This is a genomic window from Polaromonas sp. P1_F4, assembly GCF_056405675.1.
The window spans coordinates 132,168-147,490 of sequence record NZ_JBFUBP010000003.1 but is presented as its reverse complement, the minus strand read 5'-3'; the positions used below and the strand labels follow the sequence as shown (position 1 = coordinate 147,490).

The 15,323-nt window shown below is 60.9% G+C and carries 15 protein-coding genes and 1 tRNA gene; 10 read left to right on the top strand and 6 right to left on the bottom strand.

What is annotated here, in order from left to right; genetic code table 11:
- Positions 1-23 precede the first annotated feature (23 nt).
- The 4 genes from AC1DYQ_RS08250 (at position 24) to AC1DYQ_RS08235 (ending at position 3,717) form a co-directional block, all read left to right on the top strand.
- Positions 24-1,583, top strand: coding sequence for a leucyl aminopeptidase (locus AC1DYQ_RS08250; protein ID WP_477686389.1), 1,560 nt, complete (start codon positions 24-26; stop codon positions 1,581-1,583).
- The gene (locus AC1DYQ_RS08245) at positions 1,580-2,017 is read left to right on the top strand and encodes a DNA polymerase III subunit chi (protein ID WP_477686388.1); all 438 of its coding nucleotides are present in this window, start codon (positions 1,580-1,582) and stop codon (positions 2,015-2,017) included. Before AC1DYQ_RS08250 ends, AC1DYQ_RS08245 begins: the two co-directional genes overlap by 4 nt.
- Positions 2,014-2,364, top strand: a complete 351-nt coding sequence (locus AC1DYQ_RS08240) for a hypothetical protein (protein WP_477686387.1) — start codon at positions 2,014-2,016, stop codon at positions 2,362-2,364. The genes AC1DYQ_RS08245 and AC1DYQ_RS08240 overlap by 4 nt, the downstream gene beginning before the upstream one ends.
- A 222-nt stretch (positions 2,365-2,586) precedes the next feature.
- A complete protein-coding gene (locus tag AC1DYQ_RS08235) occupies positions 2,587-3,717 on the top strand; it encodes a branched-chain amino acid ABC transporter substrate-binding protein (RefSeq protein ID WP_457282750.1) in 1,131 nt (376 codons plus the stop codon).
- A gap of 170 nt (positions 3,718-3,887) precedes the next feature.
- Here AC1DYQ_RS08235 and AC1DYQ_RS08230 read toward each other — a convergent pair.
- The 4 genes from AC1DYQ_RS08230 to AC1DYQ_RS08215 form a co-directional block, all read right to left on the bottom strand.
- A tRNA-Ser gene (locus AC1DYQ_RS08230) sits at positions 3,888-3,977 on the bottom strand.
- Between the two features lie 69 nt (positions 3,978-4,046).
- On the bottom strand, positions 4,047-4,421 hold the full coding sequence (locus tag AC1DYQ_RS08225; protein ID WP_477686386.1) for a DUF2237 family protein: 375 nt from the start codon (positions 4,419-4,421) through the stop codon (positions 4,047-4,049).
- Positions 4,422-4,445: 24 nt separating this feature from the next.
- Positions 4,446-5,363, bottom strand: a complete 918-nt coding sequence (locus tag AC1DYQ_RS08220; RefSeq protein WP_477686385.1) for an SPFH domain-containing protein — start codon at positions 5,361-5,363, stop codon at positions 4,446-4,448.
- Between the two features lie 10 nt (positions 5,364-5,373).
- Complete coding sequence (locus tag AC1DYQ_RS08215) at positions 5,374-5,799, bottom strand: NfeD family protein (RefSeq protein WP_477686384.1); 426 nt, start codon at positions 5,797-5,799, stop codon at positions 5,374-5,376.
- A 199-nt stretch (positions 5,800-5,998) separates the two neighbouring features.
- Here AC1DYQ_RS08215 and AC1DYQ_RS08210 point away from each other — a divergent pair, with 199 nt between their 5' ends.
- Positions 5,999-8,287 (top strand): Orn/Lys/Arg family decarboxylase, encoded by a 2,289-nt coding sequence (locus tag AC1DYQ_RS08210; protein ID WP_477686383.1) that lies wholly within the window; start codon positions 5,999-6,001, stop codon positions 8,285-8,287.
- 60 nt (positions 8,288-8,347) lie between these two features.
- Positions 8,348-8,773, top strand: a complete 426-nt coding sequence (locus AC1DYQ_RS08205) for a DUF3592 domain-containing protein (RefSeq protein WP_477686382.1) — start codon at positions 8,348-8,350, stop codon at positions 8,771-8,773.
- A 148-nt stretch (positions 8,774-8,921) separates the two neighbouring features.
- On the opposite strand, the gene AC1DYQ_RS08200 is transcribed toward AC1DYQ_RS08205, so the two are convergent.
- A complete protein-coding gene (locus AC1DYQ_RS08200) occupies positions 8,922-9,851 on the bottom strand; it encodes a DNA ligase (RefSeq protein WP_477686381.1) in 930 nt (309 codons plus the stop codon).
- A gap of 162 nt (positions 9,852-10,013) precedes the next feature.
- Between AC1DYQ_RS08200 and AC1DYQ_RS08195 the strand changes: the two genes are divergently transcribed.
- Both AC1DYQ_RS08195 and AC1DYQ_RS08190 read left to right on the top strand, forming a co-directional pair.
- Complete coding sequence (locus tag AC1DYQ_RS08195) at positions 10,014-10,361, top strand: GFA family protein (RefSeq protein WP_477686617.1); 348 nt, start codon at positions 10,014-10,016, stop codon at positions 10,359-10,361.
- Between the two features lie 144 nt (positions 10,362-10,505).
- Positions 10,506-11,246: a GNAT family N-acetyltransferase gene (locus tag AC1DYQ_RS08190; RefSeq protein WP_477686380.1), complete on the top strand. Its 741-nt coding sequence runs from the start codon at positions 10,506-10,508 to the stop codon at positions 11,244-11,246.
- Positions 11,247-11,547: 301 nt separating this feature from the next.
- On the opposite strand, the gene fabI is transcribed toward AC1DYQ_RS08190, so the two are convergent.
- Positions 11,548-12,357 carry an enoyl-ACP reductase FabI gene (gene fabI, locus AC1DYQ_RS08185; protein WP_477686379.1) on the bottom strand — a complete coding sequence of 270 codons (810 nt, stop codon included), beginning with the start codon at positions 12,355-12,357 and terminating at the stop codon, positions 11,548-11,550.
- Between the two features lie 96 nt (positions 12,358-12,453).
- Here fabI and AC1DYQ_RS08180 point away from each other — a divergent pair, with 96 nt between their 5' ends.
- A complete protein-coding gene (locus tag AC1DYQ_RS08180) occupies positions 12,454-14,280 on the top strand; it encodes an extracellular solute-binding protein (protein WP_477686378.1) in 1,827 nt (608 codons plus the stop codon).
- A gap of 7 nt (positions 14,281-14,287) precedes the next feature.
- On the top strand, positions 14,288-15,322 hold the full coding sequence (locus tag AC1DYQ_RS08175) for a microcin C ABC transporter permease YejB (protein WP_477686377.1): 1,035 nt from the start codon (positions 14,288-14,290) through the stop codon (positions 15,320-15,322).
- Position 15,323: the final 1 nt, after the last annotated feature.

Here is a 15,323-nt window from a genome sequence, read left to right as displayed (position 1 = left end):
GTTTATTTACCAGACCCTGAATTATGGACTTTGAACTCAAAACACTGACACCCATCCGTATTTGCAGCGAAAAAACCGATGCGCTGCTGATTCTCGTACCCCAGAATCCGGGCTCCGGCAATGACCCGCTTTCGGTGCTCGCATCGCTGGCGATCAAGTCGGGGGACTTTGAGGCCAAGCCGGGCAAGCTCCTGAGCACGTACCGCGCTCCCGGCATCACTGCCAGGCGGGTCGTACTGGCGGGCGTCGGGGATGCCAGTGCCAAAAATGTTCGTACCGCCGTCAGTGCCGGCCTGGGCGCCCTGAAGGCTGCGAACGTGCAGCACCTGACCATTTGCTTCGGTGCCGTGGGCCATCTGCGAGCTGAAGCCGTGCGCGCGGCCGTGGTCGCTTGCGGTGATGCTACCTATACCTACGCTACCACCAAGTCCAAAGCCGCCAAGACCGCAAAAGCCGGCCCCGGCAGGTTGCAGCGGGTGGTGGTTGCCGTGAATGACGCCGCAAGTGCCCAGATAGCGCGCCCCGGCATTGACAAGGGCGCAGCGCTGATCAAGGGCATTGAATTTGCCAAGGAGTGGGCGAACCGCCCGGCCAACCACGCGACACCGACGCTTCTTGCCGGCGCTGCCAGGGAACTGGGCAAGCTGCGCGGCATCAAGGTAGAAGTGCTGGGGCCCAAAGAGGTCGCCAAACTCGGCATGGGCTCCTTCATGGCCGTGGCGCAGGGTTCGGCCGAGCCGTTGCGCTTTATCGTGCTGCGCTATGAGGGGGCGGCCAAGGCCGAGGCGCCCGTCGTGCTCGTTGGCAAAGGCATCACCTTTGACACGGGCGGTATCTCCATCAAGCCCGCGGCCGAAATGGACGAGATGAAGTTCGACATGTGCGGTGCCGCCAGCGTTCTGGGCACCTTCCGGGCGCTGGCAGAGCTGCGGCCGGCGCTCAATGTGGTAGGCCTGATTCCGGCCTGCGAAAACATGCCGGGCAGCCGCGCCATCAAGCCCGGCGATGTGGTGACCAGCATGAGCGGGCAGACCATTGAGATTCTGAACACCGACGCCGAAGGGCGGCTGGTGCTCTGCGACGCATTGACCTACGCTGAGCGCTTCAAACCCCGGGCTGTGGTGGATATCGCGACGCTGACTGGTGCCTGCGTGATTGCCCTGGGCGGCGTGCGCAGCGGGCTTTTCTCCAGCGATGACACCTTGGCAGGGGCCTTGTCGGCGGCAGGCGAATCATCCCTGGACCTGTGCTGGAGGATGCCGCTGGATGACGAGTATGCGGAAGGGCTCAAGACCAATTTTGCAGATGTCGCCAATGTGGCGGGACGTGCCGCAGGTGCGGTGACCGCGGCCAAGTTCCTGCAGCGGTTTACGGCCAGTTTCCCGTGGGCGCACCTGGACATTGCCGGTACGGCCTGGAAAGGCGGAGCCGCCAAAGGTGCGACCGGCAGGCCGGTGCCGCTGCTGCTGGACTACCTGCTGGACCAGGTGGTGCCTGCCAGGGCAGGGACTTCGGCTCAAGCATCGGGCAAAAAAACCAAAACAGTCTCCAGGCGCAAACCCGCATCCAAAACCCGGGCATGACCGAAATCGCCTTTCACTTCAATGTGCCGGACAAGCTGGCCTATAGCTGCCGGTTACTTCGCAAGGCCTACCTGAGCGGCGCCAGCGTTGTGGTGACGGGGGACGCGGCGGTGCTGGCGGAACTGGACCAGTTGATCTGGAGTTTTTCACCTGCGGAATTTGTGCCGCATTGCCGTGCAGGCGCCCCCGAAAGTACATTGGCGGCAACGCCGGTGGTGCTGGCCGAGTCGCTCAAGGCTTGCCCGCATTACGGCGTGCTGGTCAATCTGGGACATGGCATCCCCGCCGACTTTGAACGCTTCGAACGTTTTATCGAAGTCGTGGCGCAGGCCGACGATGACCGTCTTGCAGCGCGAAGCCGGTGGAAGCACTACACCGACAGGGGCTATGCCATGAAACGCCATGACCTTGCGACGGCCGGGGAGGGCGCATGAGCCGTCCGCCCGCACCGCCGCGGTTTGTGCCGACGCTGACGGAAGTCGTGCGGCCCATGCCTGCGCCAATGCCGATGCCGGCTGCGCCGCCAGAAACGGCCAGGACTGGTTTGCCTGTGGCCCCACCCATCGCTTCTGCAGAGCTTCAGGAGCAGATGGTGCAACGCGTGCTGCAGCGGGTGAACCTGGTCCTTGAGCGGCGTTTGCGGGAGGTCGTAGGGCAACTTATCCTGGAGCACACGCAAACCCTGGTCCCACGTCTGCGCGAAGAAATTGAGGATGTTGTCCGTCAATCTGTGAGCCAGGCTTTGAAGCCCGAAGCGGCACCGCCAAACAGGGATGCATAGGATGCGCGAGCGGCTGTCTGCACAGATGCTTTTTCGCTGTGCCCAACCCTTGAAACACAAGTTCACATAAGGCAATCTGCTCCCCGGGTAAACCCCCTTATCGGAATTTAACCTAGGGACGTTGCTATGGTGCGGGCCCGGAAATTGCGTTATGTTCGGCCCCGTTGAGTAAAAAAATTGTTCTCAACCTTTAACGGTAATTTCCTAATCGGAGTGTTTTTTATGCAAATGAAATTAAAACTGACAGTAGTGGCTGCTCTCGCTGCAGTAGCGGGTTTTGCCTCTGCCCAAGACGCAGTGATCAAGATCGGTCACGTGGCGCCGCTGTCCGGCTCGCAAGCCCATTACGGCAAAGACAATGAAAACGGCGTGCGCATGGCCATCGAAGACCTGAACGCACAAAACGTGGTCATCGGCGGCAAGAAGGTCAAGTTTGAAATTGTTGCTGAAGATGACGCCGCTGATCCAAAACAGGGCACGGCTGCCGCACAAAAGCTGTGCGACTCCAAAGTCGCTGGCGTGGTCGGCCACCTGAATTCCGGAACCACCATTCCTGCCTCCAAGGTCTACAACGATTGCGGTATCCCCCACGTCACGGGCGCTGCAACCAACCCCAACCTGACCAAGCCAGGCTACAAAACCACCTACCGCATCATTGCCAATGACAACGCCCTGGGCGCTGGCCTGGCTTTCTATGCTGCCGACACGCTGAAGCTGAAGAAAGTCGCCATCATTGACGACCGTACCGCTTACGGCCAAGGCGTTGCTGAAGTGTTCAAGAAAACGGCCCTGGCAAAAGGCATGACCGTGGTTGACGAGCAGTTCACCACCGACAAGGCCACCGACTTCATGGCCATCCTGACCGCCATCAAGGCCAAAGCACCTGACGCGATCTTCTTCGGAGGCATGGACCCACAAGGCGGCCCAATGCTGCGCCAGATGGAACAACTCGGCATGGGTAACGTCAAGTACTTCGGCGGCGACGGCATCTGCACCGCAGAACTTGCCAAGCTGACCGCAGGCGCCAAGACCATCGGCAACGTGGTTTGTGCTGAAGGCGGCGCATCGCTGGCCAAAATGCCAGGCGGCGAAGCCTGGATGAAGCGCTACGAAGCCAAGTATCCGAAGCAGTTCCAGGTCTACAGCCCGTACACCTACGACGCTACCTTCGTTCTGGTCGACGCCATGAAACGCGCTGGATCCTGGGATCCAAAGGTTTACACCCCTGAGCTGATTAAAACCAACTTCAAGGGCGTGACCACCACGATCGCTTTTGAACCCAATGGCGAACTGAAGAACCCCGCCATCACCCTGTACGTCTACAAAGACGGCAAGAAGTCTGCCCTGAACTAATCGTTCACCGCAAGAAAAAAGCCACCGTAAGGTGGCTTTTTTTTGCCCGGAAAAACCCGGGAAGACCGGAAGTGAGGCGCCGAAAAGTGGAGTGGGCACAAAAAAGCCCAGCAAGCTGGGCTTTTAGGAGTTTTTGCCACCGTGTGGAAACTCACGGCGACGAGACTGTTTGGCGGAAGAGGCGGGATTCGAACCCGCGGTAGGTTTAACCCTACGCACGCTTTCCAGGCGTGTGACTTAAACCGCTCATCCACCCTTCCGCGAAGCCTTCGATTATAGCAGTGCTGCGAACAGACGGAGGCAGAAATTGCACCCGACGCGCAACAGGCTCAGTGGAGTGCGCCCTGGAACCGGTGCTTTTCCAGCTGGGCCAGGGAGACGAATTCCAGCGCCTTGCTGTGCGTCGACTCCAGCAAGACAGGCGGCGCAAAGCCGGCCTCCAGCGCTTCACGCCACCGGTTGGCACACAGGCACCAGCGGTCATTCGGCTGAAGGCCCGCAAAGCGGTACGCAGGCTGCGGTGTGGAAAGATCGTTGCCGCGGCTGGCGGAAAAAGCCAGAAATTCACGCGTGACGCGAACGCATATCAGGTGGGACCCTGCATCCGACTCATCCGTGTTGCAGCAACCGTCGCGAAAGTAGCCGGTCAGCGGGTCATAGGAGCAGGGCACCAAATCCGTGCCCAGTACGTTTTTTGCGCTCATGGTCTTGCCTGCGAAAACCTGTCGTTACGCCTTGTTGGCCTGCACCATTTTCATGGCCGAGCTGATGAGCGCACCGACTTCAGTCATGTTGCTGGGCACGACCAATGTCGTTTTGGCGTCCTTCGCCACCTTCGAGTAGGCCTCTACCGCCTGTTGCGCGACCTTGAGCTGCACGGCTTGTTCACCGCCAGGTTGGCGGATGGCGGCAGCCACCAGTTCAATGGCTTTGGCGTTGGCATCGGCCACAGCCATGATGGCGGCGGCTTCGCCCTGGGCGTTGTTGATGGCGGCCAGCTTTTCCCCTTCGGAGCGGGCAATGAATGCCTCGCGCTCACCGGTGGCAATATTGATCTGCTCCTGGCGGCGGCCTTCAGAGGCGGCGATCAGCGCGCGTTTTTCCCGCTCGGCGGTGATTTGCGACTGCATGGCGTGCAGGATTTCCTTGGGCGGCGTCAAGTCCTTGATCTCATAGCGCAGCACCTTCACACCCCAGTTCAGGGCGGCCTCGTCAATGGCGGCAACCACCTGCGCATTGATGATGTCGCGTTCTTCAAAGGTCTTGTCGAGTTCGAGCTTGCCGATCACGGAACGCAGGGAGGTCTGCGCCAGCTGCGTGACAGCCACGATGTAGTTGGATGAGCCGTAGCTGGCCCGCATCGGGTCGGTGACCTGGAAGTACAGGATGCCGTCGACCTGCAGCTGCGTGTTGTCGCGGGTAATACAAACCTGGCTGGGGACGTCGAGCGGGATTTCTTTCAGGCTGTGCTTGTAGGCGACGCGATCGACAAAGGGAATCAGCCAGTTCAGGCCGGGGGTCAATGTTCCCGCATATTTCCCCAGGCGCTCCTTCACCCAGGCGTTCTGCTGGGGTACGACCTTGATGGCGCGGATGACGAAGATCATCGCGACGATAAAAATGATCAGTGCTACATAAGACGACATGCTGACTCCCTCAGGTTTTTTCTACGATTAGTTTGCTGCCAATGACTTCCCGGATGCGGTGGGTTCCAGCGGAGGGCGTTCCGCCTTCCGCCTGAACCACAGCCCATTGCGCGCCGCGGTAGCGGACCTGCGCCGTGCCGTCCGCCTGCCAGGCGTCCACCTGCACGGTTTCGCCGACGTCCATGTTGACGTCCGGGTTGGTGCCTGCCGGCAATTCCCTGGGCCCGCGGCTGCGGACAAAATGGCAAATGCTCACGGTGGCCGAGCCCACGACGGCCGCTGCAATGAGCTGCATGGACGTCGAGGCGCCCATATGCGCGGCAATGGCAGCCGCTGCAATGCCCAAAGCCACCATCAGCAGGTAAAACGTTCCCGTGGCCAGCTCCACCGCCACTGCGGCCCCCGCCAGCAGCCACCAGATAGTCGATTCACTCATGCATCCTCCTTTTGTCGGTCATCCGCTACATTTTGGGGCAATTAGACCCCAAGACAAGCGTAGCGCAACAATATGTCCTTACACTTCGCTGCTTGGAAAAAGCTTCCTCTCACCGCCCGGGCTCAACCTGTCTATGCCCTTTGAGCGTTTCCCATGCCCTCCGACAGGTTCAGGGCGACCATGAACTCCAGCCCAAGCCATGAAATTCCGCTTTCCCATCGTCATCATTGACGAAGACTTCCGCTCCGAGAACACCTCCGGTCTGGGTATCCGTGCGCTGGCGCAAGCCATTGAAACTGAAGGCTTCGAAGTCCTGGGTGTGACCAGTTACGGCGACCTCTCGCAGTTCGCCCAGCAGCAAAGCCGGGCCAGCGCCTTCATTTTGTCGATTGATGACGAAGAGTTTTCACCAGGCCCCGACCTCGACCCGGCCGTGCTCAACCTGCGCACCTTTATTGAGGAAGTACGCCGCAAGAACCTGGATGTGCCGATTTACGTCTATGGCGAAACCAAGACCTCGCGCCACATCCCCAATGACATCCTGCGCGAACTGCACGGATTCATCCACATGTTCGAGGACACGCCCGAGTTCGTGGCGCGCCACATCCTGCGGGAGGCCAAGAGCTACCTGGAAGGCGTGCAGCCGCCGTTTTTCAAGGCACTGCTCGACTATGCCGAAGACGGTTCCTATTCATGGCACTGCCCGGGCCATTCGGGCGGTGTTGCTTTCCTGAAAAGTCCCGTGGGCCAGATGTTCCACCAGTTTTTTGGCGAGAACATGCTGCGCGCCGACGTCTGCAACGCGGTGGAAGAGCTCGGCCAGTTGCTGGACCACGATGGCGCCATTGGCGCCAGCGAGCGCAACGCCGCGCGCATCTTCAATGCCGACCACTGCTTCTTCGTGACCAACGGCACCTCCACCAGCAACAAGATGGTGTGGCACCACACAGTGGCGCCCGGTGACGTGGTGGTCGTTGACCGCAACTGCCACAAGTCCATCCTTCATTCCATCATCATGACGGGTGCGATTCCGGTGTTCCTGAAGCCGACGCGCAACCATTTCGGCATCATCGGGCCGATTCCACAGAGCGAGTTTGAACCGGAAGCCATCCGCGCCAAGATCGACGCCAACCCGCTGCTCAAGGGCGTGGACAGCAGCAAGGTCAAGCCGCGTGTGCTGACGCTGACGCAGTCCACCTACGACGGCGTGCTCTACAACACCGAAACCATCAAGGGCATGCTGGACGGCTACATCGACAACCTGCACTTTGACGAAGCCTGGCTGCCGCACGCAGCCTTCCACCCGTTCTACGGCAGCTATCACGCCATGGGCAAAAGCCGCATCCGGCCGAAGAATGCAGTGGTGTACGCCACGCAGTCCATCCATAAGCTGTTGGCAGGCATCAGCCAGGCCAGTCACGTGCTGGTGCAGGATTCGCAGAACACCAAACTCGACAGGCACCTCTTCAACGAGGCCTATCTGATGCACACGTCAACCTCGCCGCAATACAGCATCATCGCCAGCTGCGACGTGGCCGCCGCCATGATGGAGCCTCCCGGCGGCACGGCACTGGTTGAGGAAAGCATTGCCGAAGCGCTGGACTTCCGCCGTGCCATGCGCAAGATCGACGAGGAATACGGCACCGACTGGTGGTTCAAGGTCTGGGGGCCGGACAAGCTGGTCGAAGAGGGCATCGGCGAGTCGCAGGACTGGATCATCAAGGGTGAATCCCGCAGCGCCAAGACGGCCAAAAACGGCGCCAACAACTGGCACGGCTTCGGCCAGATGGCCACCGGCTTCAACATGCTGGACCCGATCAAGTCCACCATCGTCACGCCCGGCCTCGACCTGAACGGCAAGTTCGCCAAAACCGGCATCCCGGCCAGCATCGTGACCAAGTTCCTGGCCGAACACGGCGTGATTGTCGAAAAAACCGGCCTCTACAGCTTCTTCATCATGTTCACCATCGGCATCACCAAGGGCCGCTGGAACACGCTGCTGACGGCGCTGCAGCAGTTCAAGGACGACTACGACAAGAACCAGCCGATGTGGCGCATCCTGCCCGAGTTCTGCCAAAAGTACCCCAAGTACGAGCGCATGGGCCTGGCCGATTTGTGCCAGCACATCCACACGCTGTACGCCAAGTACGACATCGCTCGCCTGACCACAGAGGTCTATCTGAGCGACCTGGCACCCGCCATGAAACCCAGCGACGCCTATGCCCACATTGCCCACCGCACGACGGAACGGGTTGAAATCGACCACCTGGAAGGCCGCATCACCGTGGGCCTGGTTACGCCGTATCCGCCAGGCATTCCGCTTTTGATTCCGGGTGAGGTGTTCAACCGGAAAATCGTGGACTACCTGAAGTTCTCGCGCGAGTTCAACGCCCAGTGCCCAGGCTTTGAAACAGACATCCACGGTCTTGTGGAACAGGTGGATGCCAAGGGCAAGACGCGCTACTACGCGGACTGCGTCAAACGCTAGGCTGGAATAAACAGGTACTTTCGTTTGCTATAGTCCCTCCCATATTTACTGGGAGGCGGCATGTTCAAGACGATTCTCTTCGGGGTGCTCGGCGTCATCGTCGGCGCAGTGTTCCTGCGCGTGCAGGCCAGCGGGGACAGCGAGTTGCGGCTGCTCATGGCCAGCGGCAAGACGGCCGTGGTCGAGCCGATCAAGGAATACAAGAGCTTTTCCCAAAAGGGACACACCACCTACACGGCGGAACTCAAATTCCGCACCGACACCGGGCAAGCCATGACGATCAAGCGCTCGTTCCCTGAGGCCGTGCTGAAGGATTTCGCGGCGGGCAGGCCGGTAAACATCTACTACATGCCCGGCGACCCGAGCCAGGTGGGGTTCGCGCAGGAAGCCGGCGGATCGTCCTTCCTCAAGTGGGTTGGCTGGTTCTTCGTCATTGCCAGTCTGGGCTACACGGGTCTGGGCCTGCTGGCGAGCCAGAAAAAATAAAACCGCCTCCCCGGGGCGTTTGCTATTCTTTTTGCAGCTGGTGGCGCAAGACTGACAAGCACTACAGGCTATTTTCCTGTTGCATGCAGCGGGCGCGAGGCCAGCTCACGTTGGTCTCCGGCGGTGCGCCGATTTGCGGGCCCACCTTTTAAAGCAGCTGGTCTTCCCGTACCCGCATGAAGCTGGCAAACCGGGGAAGGCCGCTGTCGTTGAGCCCGCGAAACCGGTAGGTGACGGTGCTGCCCACAGGCGGTGGAGTCTGGCGCTGTTCATCGCTGAGCCCGGTTCCCAGCTTGAAGCGCCGCCCCGGCTTGCCGTCAGCGCCGGGCATTTCCACCAGCAGCGCGCCCAGCATGCCGGCGTACTTTCCCTTGCCGGGAACATGCGCCACCACGCGGGCTTCGGTGTCTTCATGGGTCTTGACCTTGAGCAGGTCGTCGTTGCGTGCGCCTTTGTAGAAAGACGTACCGCGGTGCAGCATCAGGCCTTCGCCGCCGCGCTTCACGGTGGTGGCCAGTAACGCCTGCAAGGCGGCGTGGCTTGCCACCTTCGATTGCGCCACGGCCTGCACCCAGGGCTGGTCGATGCGGCTCACCACGCCATTGAGGGCCGGGATGCGCTCGCTGAACGGGCCGCCTTGCGCGGGCAGGTCAAACACCATGAAGCGTATGGCCCGCCAGGCAGCGTCGTCCGGGGTTTGCTGGCGCACGGTAGACACCGCCCTGGCAAACTGGCCGCGGCCAGCCCACAGCTCGCCGTCCAGGGGTGTTTTGGGCCAGCCTGCGGTAAACCAGGCCGGCGCGGCGATGCGTTCACCCCCGCGCGTGAGCAGCTGTTCTCCGTCCCAGTAGCCGCGCACGCCGTCGAATTTTTCACTGACCCAATAATCCTGAAGGGGGACGCCGGGTTGGTACACCTTGGCGAGCATCAGCGGTGGCGCCTGCGCAACTGCGGACGCCGACAATGCAGGAAGTGCTGGCGCCAGCAAGCCTGCGGCCGCCAACAACCAGTGAAGCGTTTTGAGGCGAAAAAAGACCGTGTTGGCCCGCTCGCCGGAGCGGGTGATGTGCTGCCGCATGGGCCCTCCCTGTTTTTCTTGACTTATGACTGTATGAATGTACAGTTTATAGTTCAAATTTGCGTGGCGCAAGCGTTCTGATGGCGCCTGTGTTGCCCGCGCAACCCCGTCAACCATGAAGGCTGCAATGGCCATGAGAGGAATCAACTTATGACAGAAAAAATGACTTCCAGAGGGAGTTGCCATTGTGGAAAAGTCGCGTTTGAGGTCGACGGCCAGCCGAACAGCGCCCTGGCCTGCAACTGCTCCATCTGCCAGCGCAAAGGGTCGCTGCTGTGGTTTGTGCCGCATGACCAGCTTCGTTTGCTGACACCCGATGAAAATGCCAGCAACTATCAGTTCAACAAGCATGTGATCAGCCACCGTTTTTGTCCCACCTGTGGCATTCATCCCTATGGCGAAGGAACGGACCCTGCCGGCAATCGCATGGCAGCTATCAACGTCCGCTGCCTCGAGGGGATCGATCTGGACACCATCAAGGTGACGCATTTCGATGGGCGTTCTTCCTAGCCCGTCCTGGATACCCCCAGCTCCTGGGACGGACGCAATAATCTGCCACTTCGCCCGTACCCGTAGGGCCGGTATTTTCGGCCTGTACTCATTGCTGTTTGACTCCCTTGGGCCAGCCGGCCCCGGCATTCTTTTATCGACACCATGACTTCCACCGACATTGAACATATCGAGCGCGCCACTGTGGCGGCTGTATCACCCGAGGACCAGCTCGAAATCGGTGGCTGGTTGCTGCCCTTTGACAGCGGAACGGTCAGCCGGGCCAAAAGCGCCGTGCCCCTGCTGCATCAGCCTCCCGCCGACGGCGTGATCGATAGCATCGAAGGGCTGTACCGCGCGCGCGGGATGCGGGCAGTTTTCCGGCTGGCCAATGAGGCCTGTTTTGATGCCTTGCGCCGCGAACTGGGCGCGCGGGGTTACACATCGGGCAAGCCGGTGCTGGTTGAAGTGGCGCAGGTCAAGTCCATGCGTGGTGTGTCGGCGCAGGCACTCGCTGAAACTGCCGGTACGCCGGACGAGGCCTGGGCCGCGTTGTTCCTGGCCGAGGGTTTCGACCCCGTGGACGGCGCCAGCCGTGTCAGGTCGCTCGGCCGCGGGCGCGACTCTGTGTTTGCCAGCGTGCGCGAGGGCGGCAAGGCCATTGCCGCCGGCGCGGCGGCTTTCAGCCACGGATGGTCCAGCGTCCACGGGATGCGAACCGACCCGGCACACCGCGGCAAGGGGCTGGCAGGGCGGGTACTGGCCGCCATGGCCGAAGCGGCAATGCAGCGGGGCATTGAGCGCGCGTTCCTGCAGGTGGAAGAAGGCAATGCCGCTGCGCGGGCGCTTTACCGGCGGGCGGGTTTCCAAACCGTCTGGAGCTATGACTACTGGACGCAGGGTTGACGCCTGAACTTTGACGCGAAGTGCAGCAAGGCGCTATTATTTTTATAGCTGCTTGCGCTCGTCAGTATTGGCCTGTAGCCTATTTTGGCACTGTTTCGAGGCCCGGCCCAGCCAAATCCGGCTGTTTTGCTGCCTGACCCGGCTTTACGAGGGCCTGCAGAGTGCCTGCAGGCCTTATTTGATGCGTGCATTTGACCTACAGCCCAATAGGGGCGGGCGCAAGCAGCTATCTATTTTATAGCGAACGAATGCCGTCATCGTGGCAGCAACGCCCGGCATGCGAGCCGGGCGCAGGATGCTGTCAGGCTTCAGCTGCCGGCTCGGCGATGCCTCCCACCACATGGCTGAAGCCGCCGTCCACGTAGGTGATCTCGGCGCTCACGCCTGCGGCCAGGTCGCTCAGCAAAAAGGCGGCGACGTTGCCGACGTCTTCAATCGTCACGTTGCGGCGGATTGGCGAGGCTTCGGCCACCACGCTCAAAATTTTGCCGAAGCCCTTGATGCCGCTGGCAGCCAGGGTTTTGATAGGGCCGGCGCTGATGCCGTTGACGCGCATGCCCTTGGGGCCCAGCGATTCGGCCAGGTAGCGCACCGAGGCTTCCAGGCTGGCTTTGGCCAGGCCCATGGTGTTGTAGTTGGGCACGGTGCGCACGGCGCCCAGGTAGGTCAGCGTGAGCAGGGCCGAGTTTTTATTCAGGTAGGGCAGGGCAGCCTTGGCCATGGCGGGGAAGCTATAGGCGCTGATGTCGTGGGCGATCCTGAAGCCCTCGCGCGACAGGCCTTCCAGGAAGTCGCCGGCGATCGCCTCGCGCGGTGCAAAGCCGATGCTGTGCACAAAGCCGTCGAAGGTCGGCCAGGTTTTGGAGAGGTCGGCAAACATCTTGTCGATCTGCGCGTCGTCGCCCACGTCGCAGTCAAAAATCAGCTTGGAGTCAAAGTCGGCGGCAAACTCGGTGATGCGGTCCTTGAAGCGCTCGCCGACATAGCCGAAAGCCAGCTCGGCGCCCTGGGCATGGCAGGCCTTGGCGATGCCGTAGGCGATGGACCGGTTCGAGAGGACCCCCGTGATCAACAGTTTTTTGCCAGTGAGGAATCCGGTGTTCGTGGCCATGCAGGTGCTCCAGTAGGTAGTTGGCGGGAGAGAGGGCAAGGGGCGCAGTGTCTGCGCGCCGGAATCTTGCCAGCTTAAGTAGTGCAGAATTGTCGCATGCGGGATTTTCCTTTTTGGCGGTTGCTGGTGGCGTTGCTTGCGGCCGCCCTTGCGCCGCTGTCGCACGCCGCCCATGCTTACGCCCAGTTTGGCGACATCAAATACCCGCCGGGCTTCAGCAACTTCAGTTACGTCAACCCGAATGCGCCCAAGGGCGGCGAAATCCGCATGGTGCCGCCCACGCGGCCGACCAACTTCGACAAGTTCAATCCCTTCACCCTGCGCGGCACCGCGCCCTACAACATCGGCGGCCTGCTGCTGGAAAGCCTGCTGACGGGCAATTCTGAAGAGCCCACCACGGCCTACGGCTTGCTGGCCGAAGATGTCGAGGTGGCGGTGGACAAGCTTTCGGCGACCTTCCGCCTCAACGAAAAAGCGCGGTTCCACAATGGCAAGCCGGTGCTGGCCGCCGACGTGGTGCATTCCTTCAAGACGCTGATCAGCAAGGAAGCCGCGCCGCAGTTCAAGACCATTTACGCCGAGGTCAAGGACGCCGTGGCCGTCTCCGAACGGGTGGTGCGCTTTGACTTTGCCACGCCGAATCCCGAGCTGCCGCTGGTGGTGGGCGGCATGGCGGTCTTCAGCCGCGACTGGGGCGTGGCTGACGGCAAGCGCAAGCCCTTTGACCAGATCGTGTCCGAACCGCCCATTGGCTCTGGCCCATACAAGCTGGCTTCGCTGGCCATGGGCCGCGACATCACCTACGTGCGCGACCCGAAATACTGGGCGGTTGATCTGCCTACACGCAAGGGATTCTTCAATTTTGACCGTGTCACCTACAAGATTTACCTGGACGAAACCTCCAGGTTTGAAGGCCTGAAGGCGGGTGAATTCGACTTCCTGCGCGAATTCACCTCGCGCAACTGGGCAAGGCAGTACACCGGCAAGCAGTTCACTTCCGGCGAATTGGTCAAGCGGGCCTTTGAAAACAGGAACCCCGGTGATTTCCAGGGCTACATCTTCAACCTGCGCAGGCCGCAGTTCCAGGACATCCGGGTGCGCAAGGCCATCGGCCTGGCGATGGATTTCGAGTGGATGAACCGCCAGCTGTTTTACGGCATCTACAAACGGGTGAACGGCTATTTCCCGAACAGCGAATTCCACGCCGAAGGCCCGCCCAAGCCCGACGAGCTGGCCCTGCTGGAACCGCTGCGCAGCAAACTCCGGCCCGAGGTTTTTGGTGAAGTTCCGGTGTCGCCCAGCACCGCCCCGCCGGGAAGCCTGCGCGAAAACCTGCGCCAGGCCCAGGCCCTGCTGAAAGAAGCCGGCTGGACCTATCGCGACGGCGCCCTGCGCAATGCCAAGGGCGAGGCCTTCGTCATGGAGTTTCTCAATGACCAGCCGGGGTTGATCCGCATCGTCGGGCCTTTCCAGAAGGCGCTGGAAAAGCTCGGCATCACCATGACTTACCGGGTCGTGGATTTCTCCCTGTCCAAGCAGAAGATGGATGCCTTTGACTTTGACATCACCACGGCCCGCTTGCCCGGCAGCACCGCCCCTGGCGGCGAATTGCTGGACCGTTGGGGTTCTGCCGCGGCCAAAACGCCGGGCTCGTCCAACATCTGGGGCATTGCCGACCCGGCCGTCGATGCACTGCTGCAAAAAGTGGTCACCGCCAAAACCCGGCCCGAACTGGGCGCAGCCGTGCGCGCGCTGGACAGGGTGCTCACCCACGGTTATTACTCGGTGCCGCAATACTACGGTGACGCTTTCCTCATCGGCTACCGGCCGCGTCCGCTTGTGCTGCCGGCGACCATTCCGCCGTATTACGAGGCAGACACCTGGGCCATGAGCACCTGGTGGGCCTCGGAAAGCAACAAATAGGCGAACGATGGCCAGCTACATCCTCAAGCGCTTGTTGCTGATGATCCCGACCCTGCTCGGTATCCTGCTGGTCACGTTTGCGATGGTGCAGTTTGTGCCGGGCGGGCCAGTCGAGCAAATGGTGGCCCAGTTGCAGGGGCGTGATTCGGGCGGTGAACGCGCCGCCACGTCTGGCGCTGGCTACCGTGGGCGGCAAGGTGTGGACGCCCAGCGCATTGCAGAGATCAAGGTGCTTTACGGCTTTGACAAACCGGTGCACGAGCGCTTCTTCCAGATGCTGGGCCAATTTGCCCGCTTTGACCTGGGCAAAAGCTTTTACCAGCACAAAGATGTCTGGCAGCTGGTGAAAGAGAAGCTGCCGGTCTCCATCAGCCTGGGGCTGTGGACGTTTTTCATCAGCTACCTGATCGCCGTGCCATTGGGCGTGGCCAAGGCGGTGAGGGCGGGCAGCCGGTTTGACTTTGTCACGACGCTGATCGTTTTGGTGGGCTATGCCATTCCGGGTTTTGTGCTGGGCGTTGCATTGCTGGTGGTCTTTGGCGGGCAATTGCAGTGGTTTCCGCTGCGCGGGCTGACGTCGAGCAACTGGGAAAGCCTGAGTTGGGGCGCAAAAATCGTCGACTATCTCTGGCACATCACCCTGCCGGTGATTGCCATGGTGCTGGGCAGCTTTGCGGTGACGGCCGCGCTCACCAAGAATTCCTTCCTGGAGGAAATACGCAAGCAATACGTGCTGACGGCCCGGGCCAAAGGCCTGAGCGAACGGCAGGTGCTATGGAAGCATGTGTTTCGCAATGCACTGATTCCCATCATCACCGGCTTTCCTGCGGCTTTTATCGGCGCCTTTTTTACCGGCTCCCTGCTCATTGAAACCCTGTTTTCCCTCGACGGCCTGGGCCTGCTGAGCTACGAAAGCGTGATCCGGCGGGACTATCCGGTCGTCCTGGGCACCCTTTACTTCTTCACGCTGATCGGCCTGGTGACCAAGCTGGTCAGCGACCTTTGTTATGTGTGGGTTGACCCCCGAGTGAAATTCGATTGAG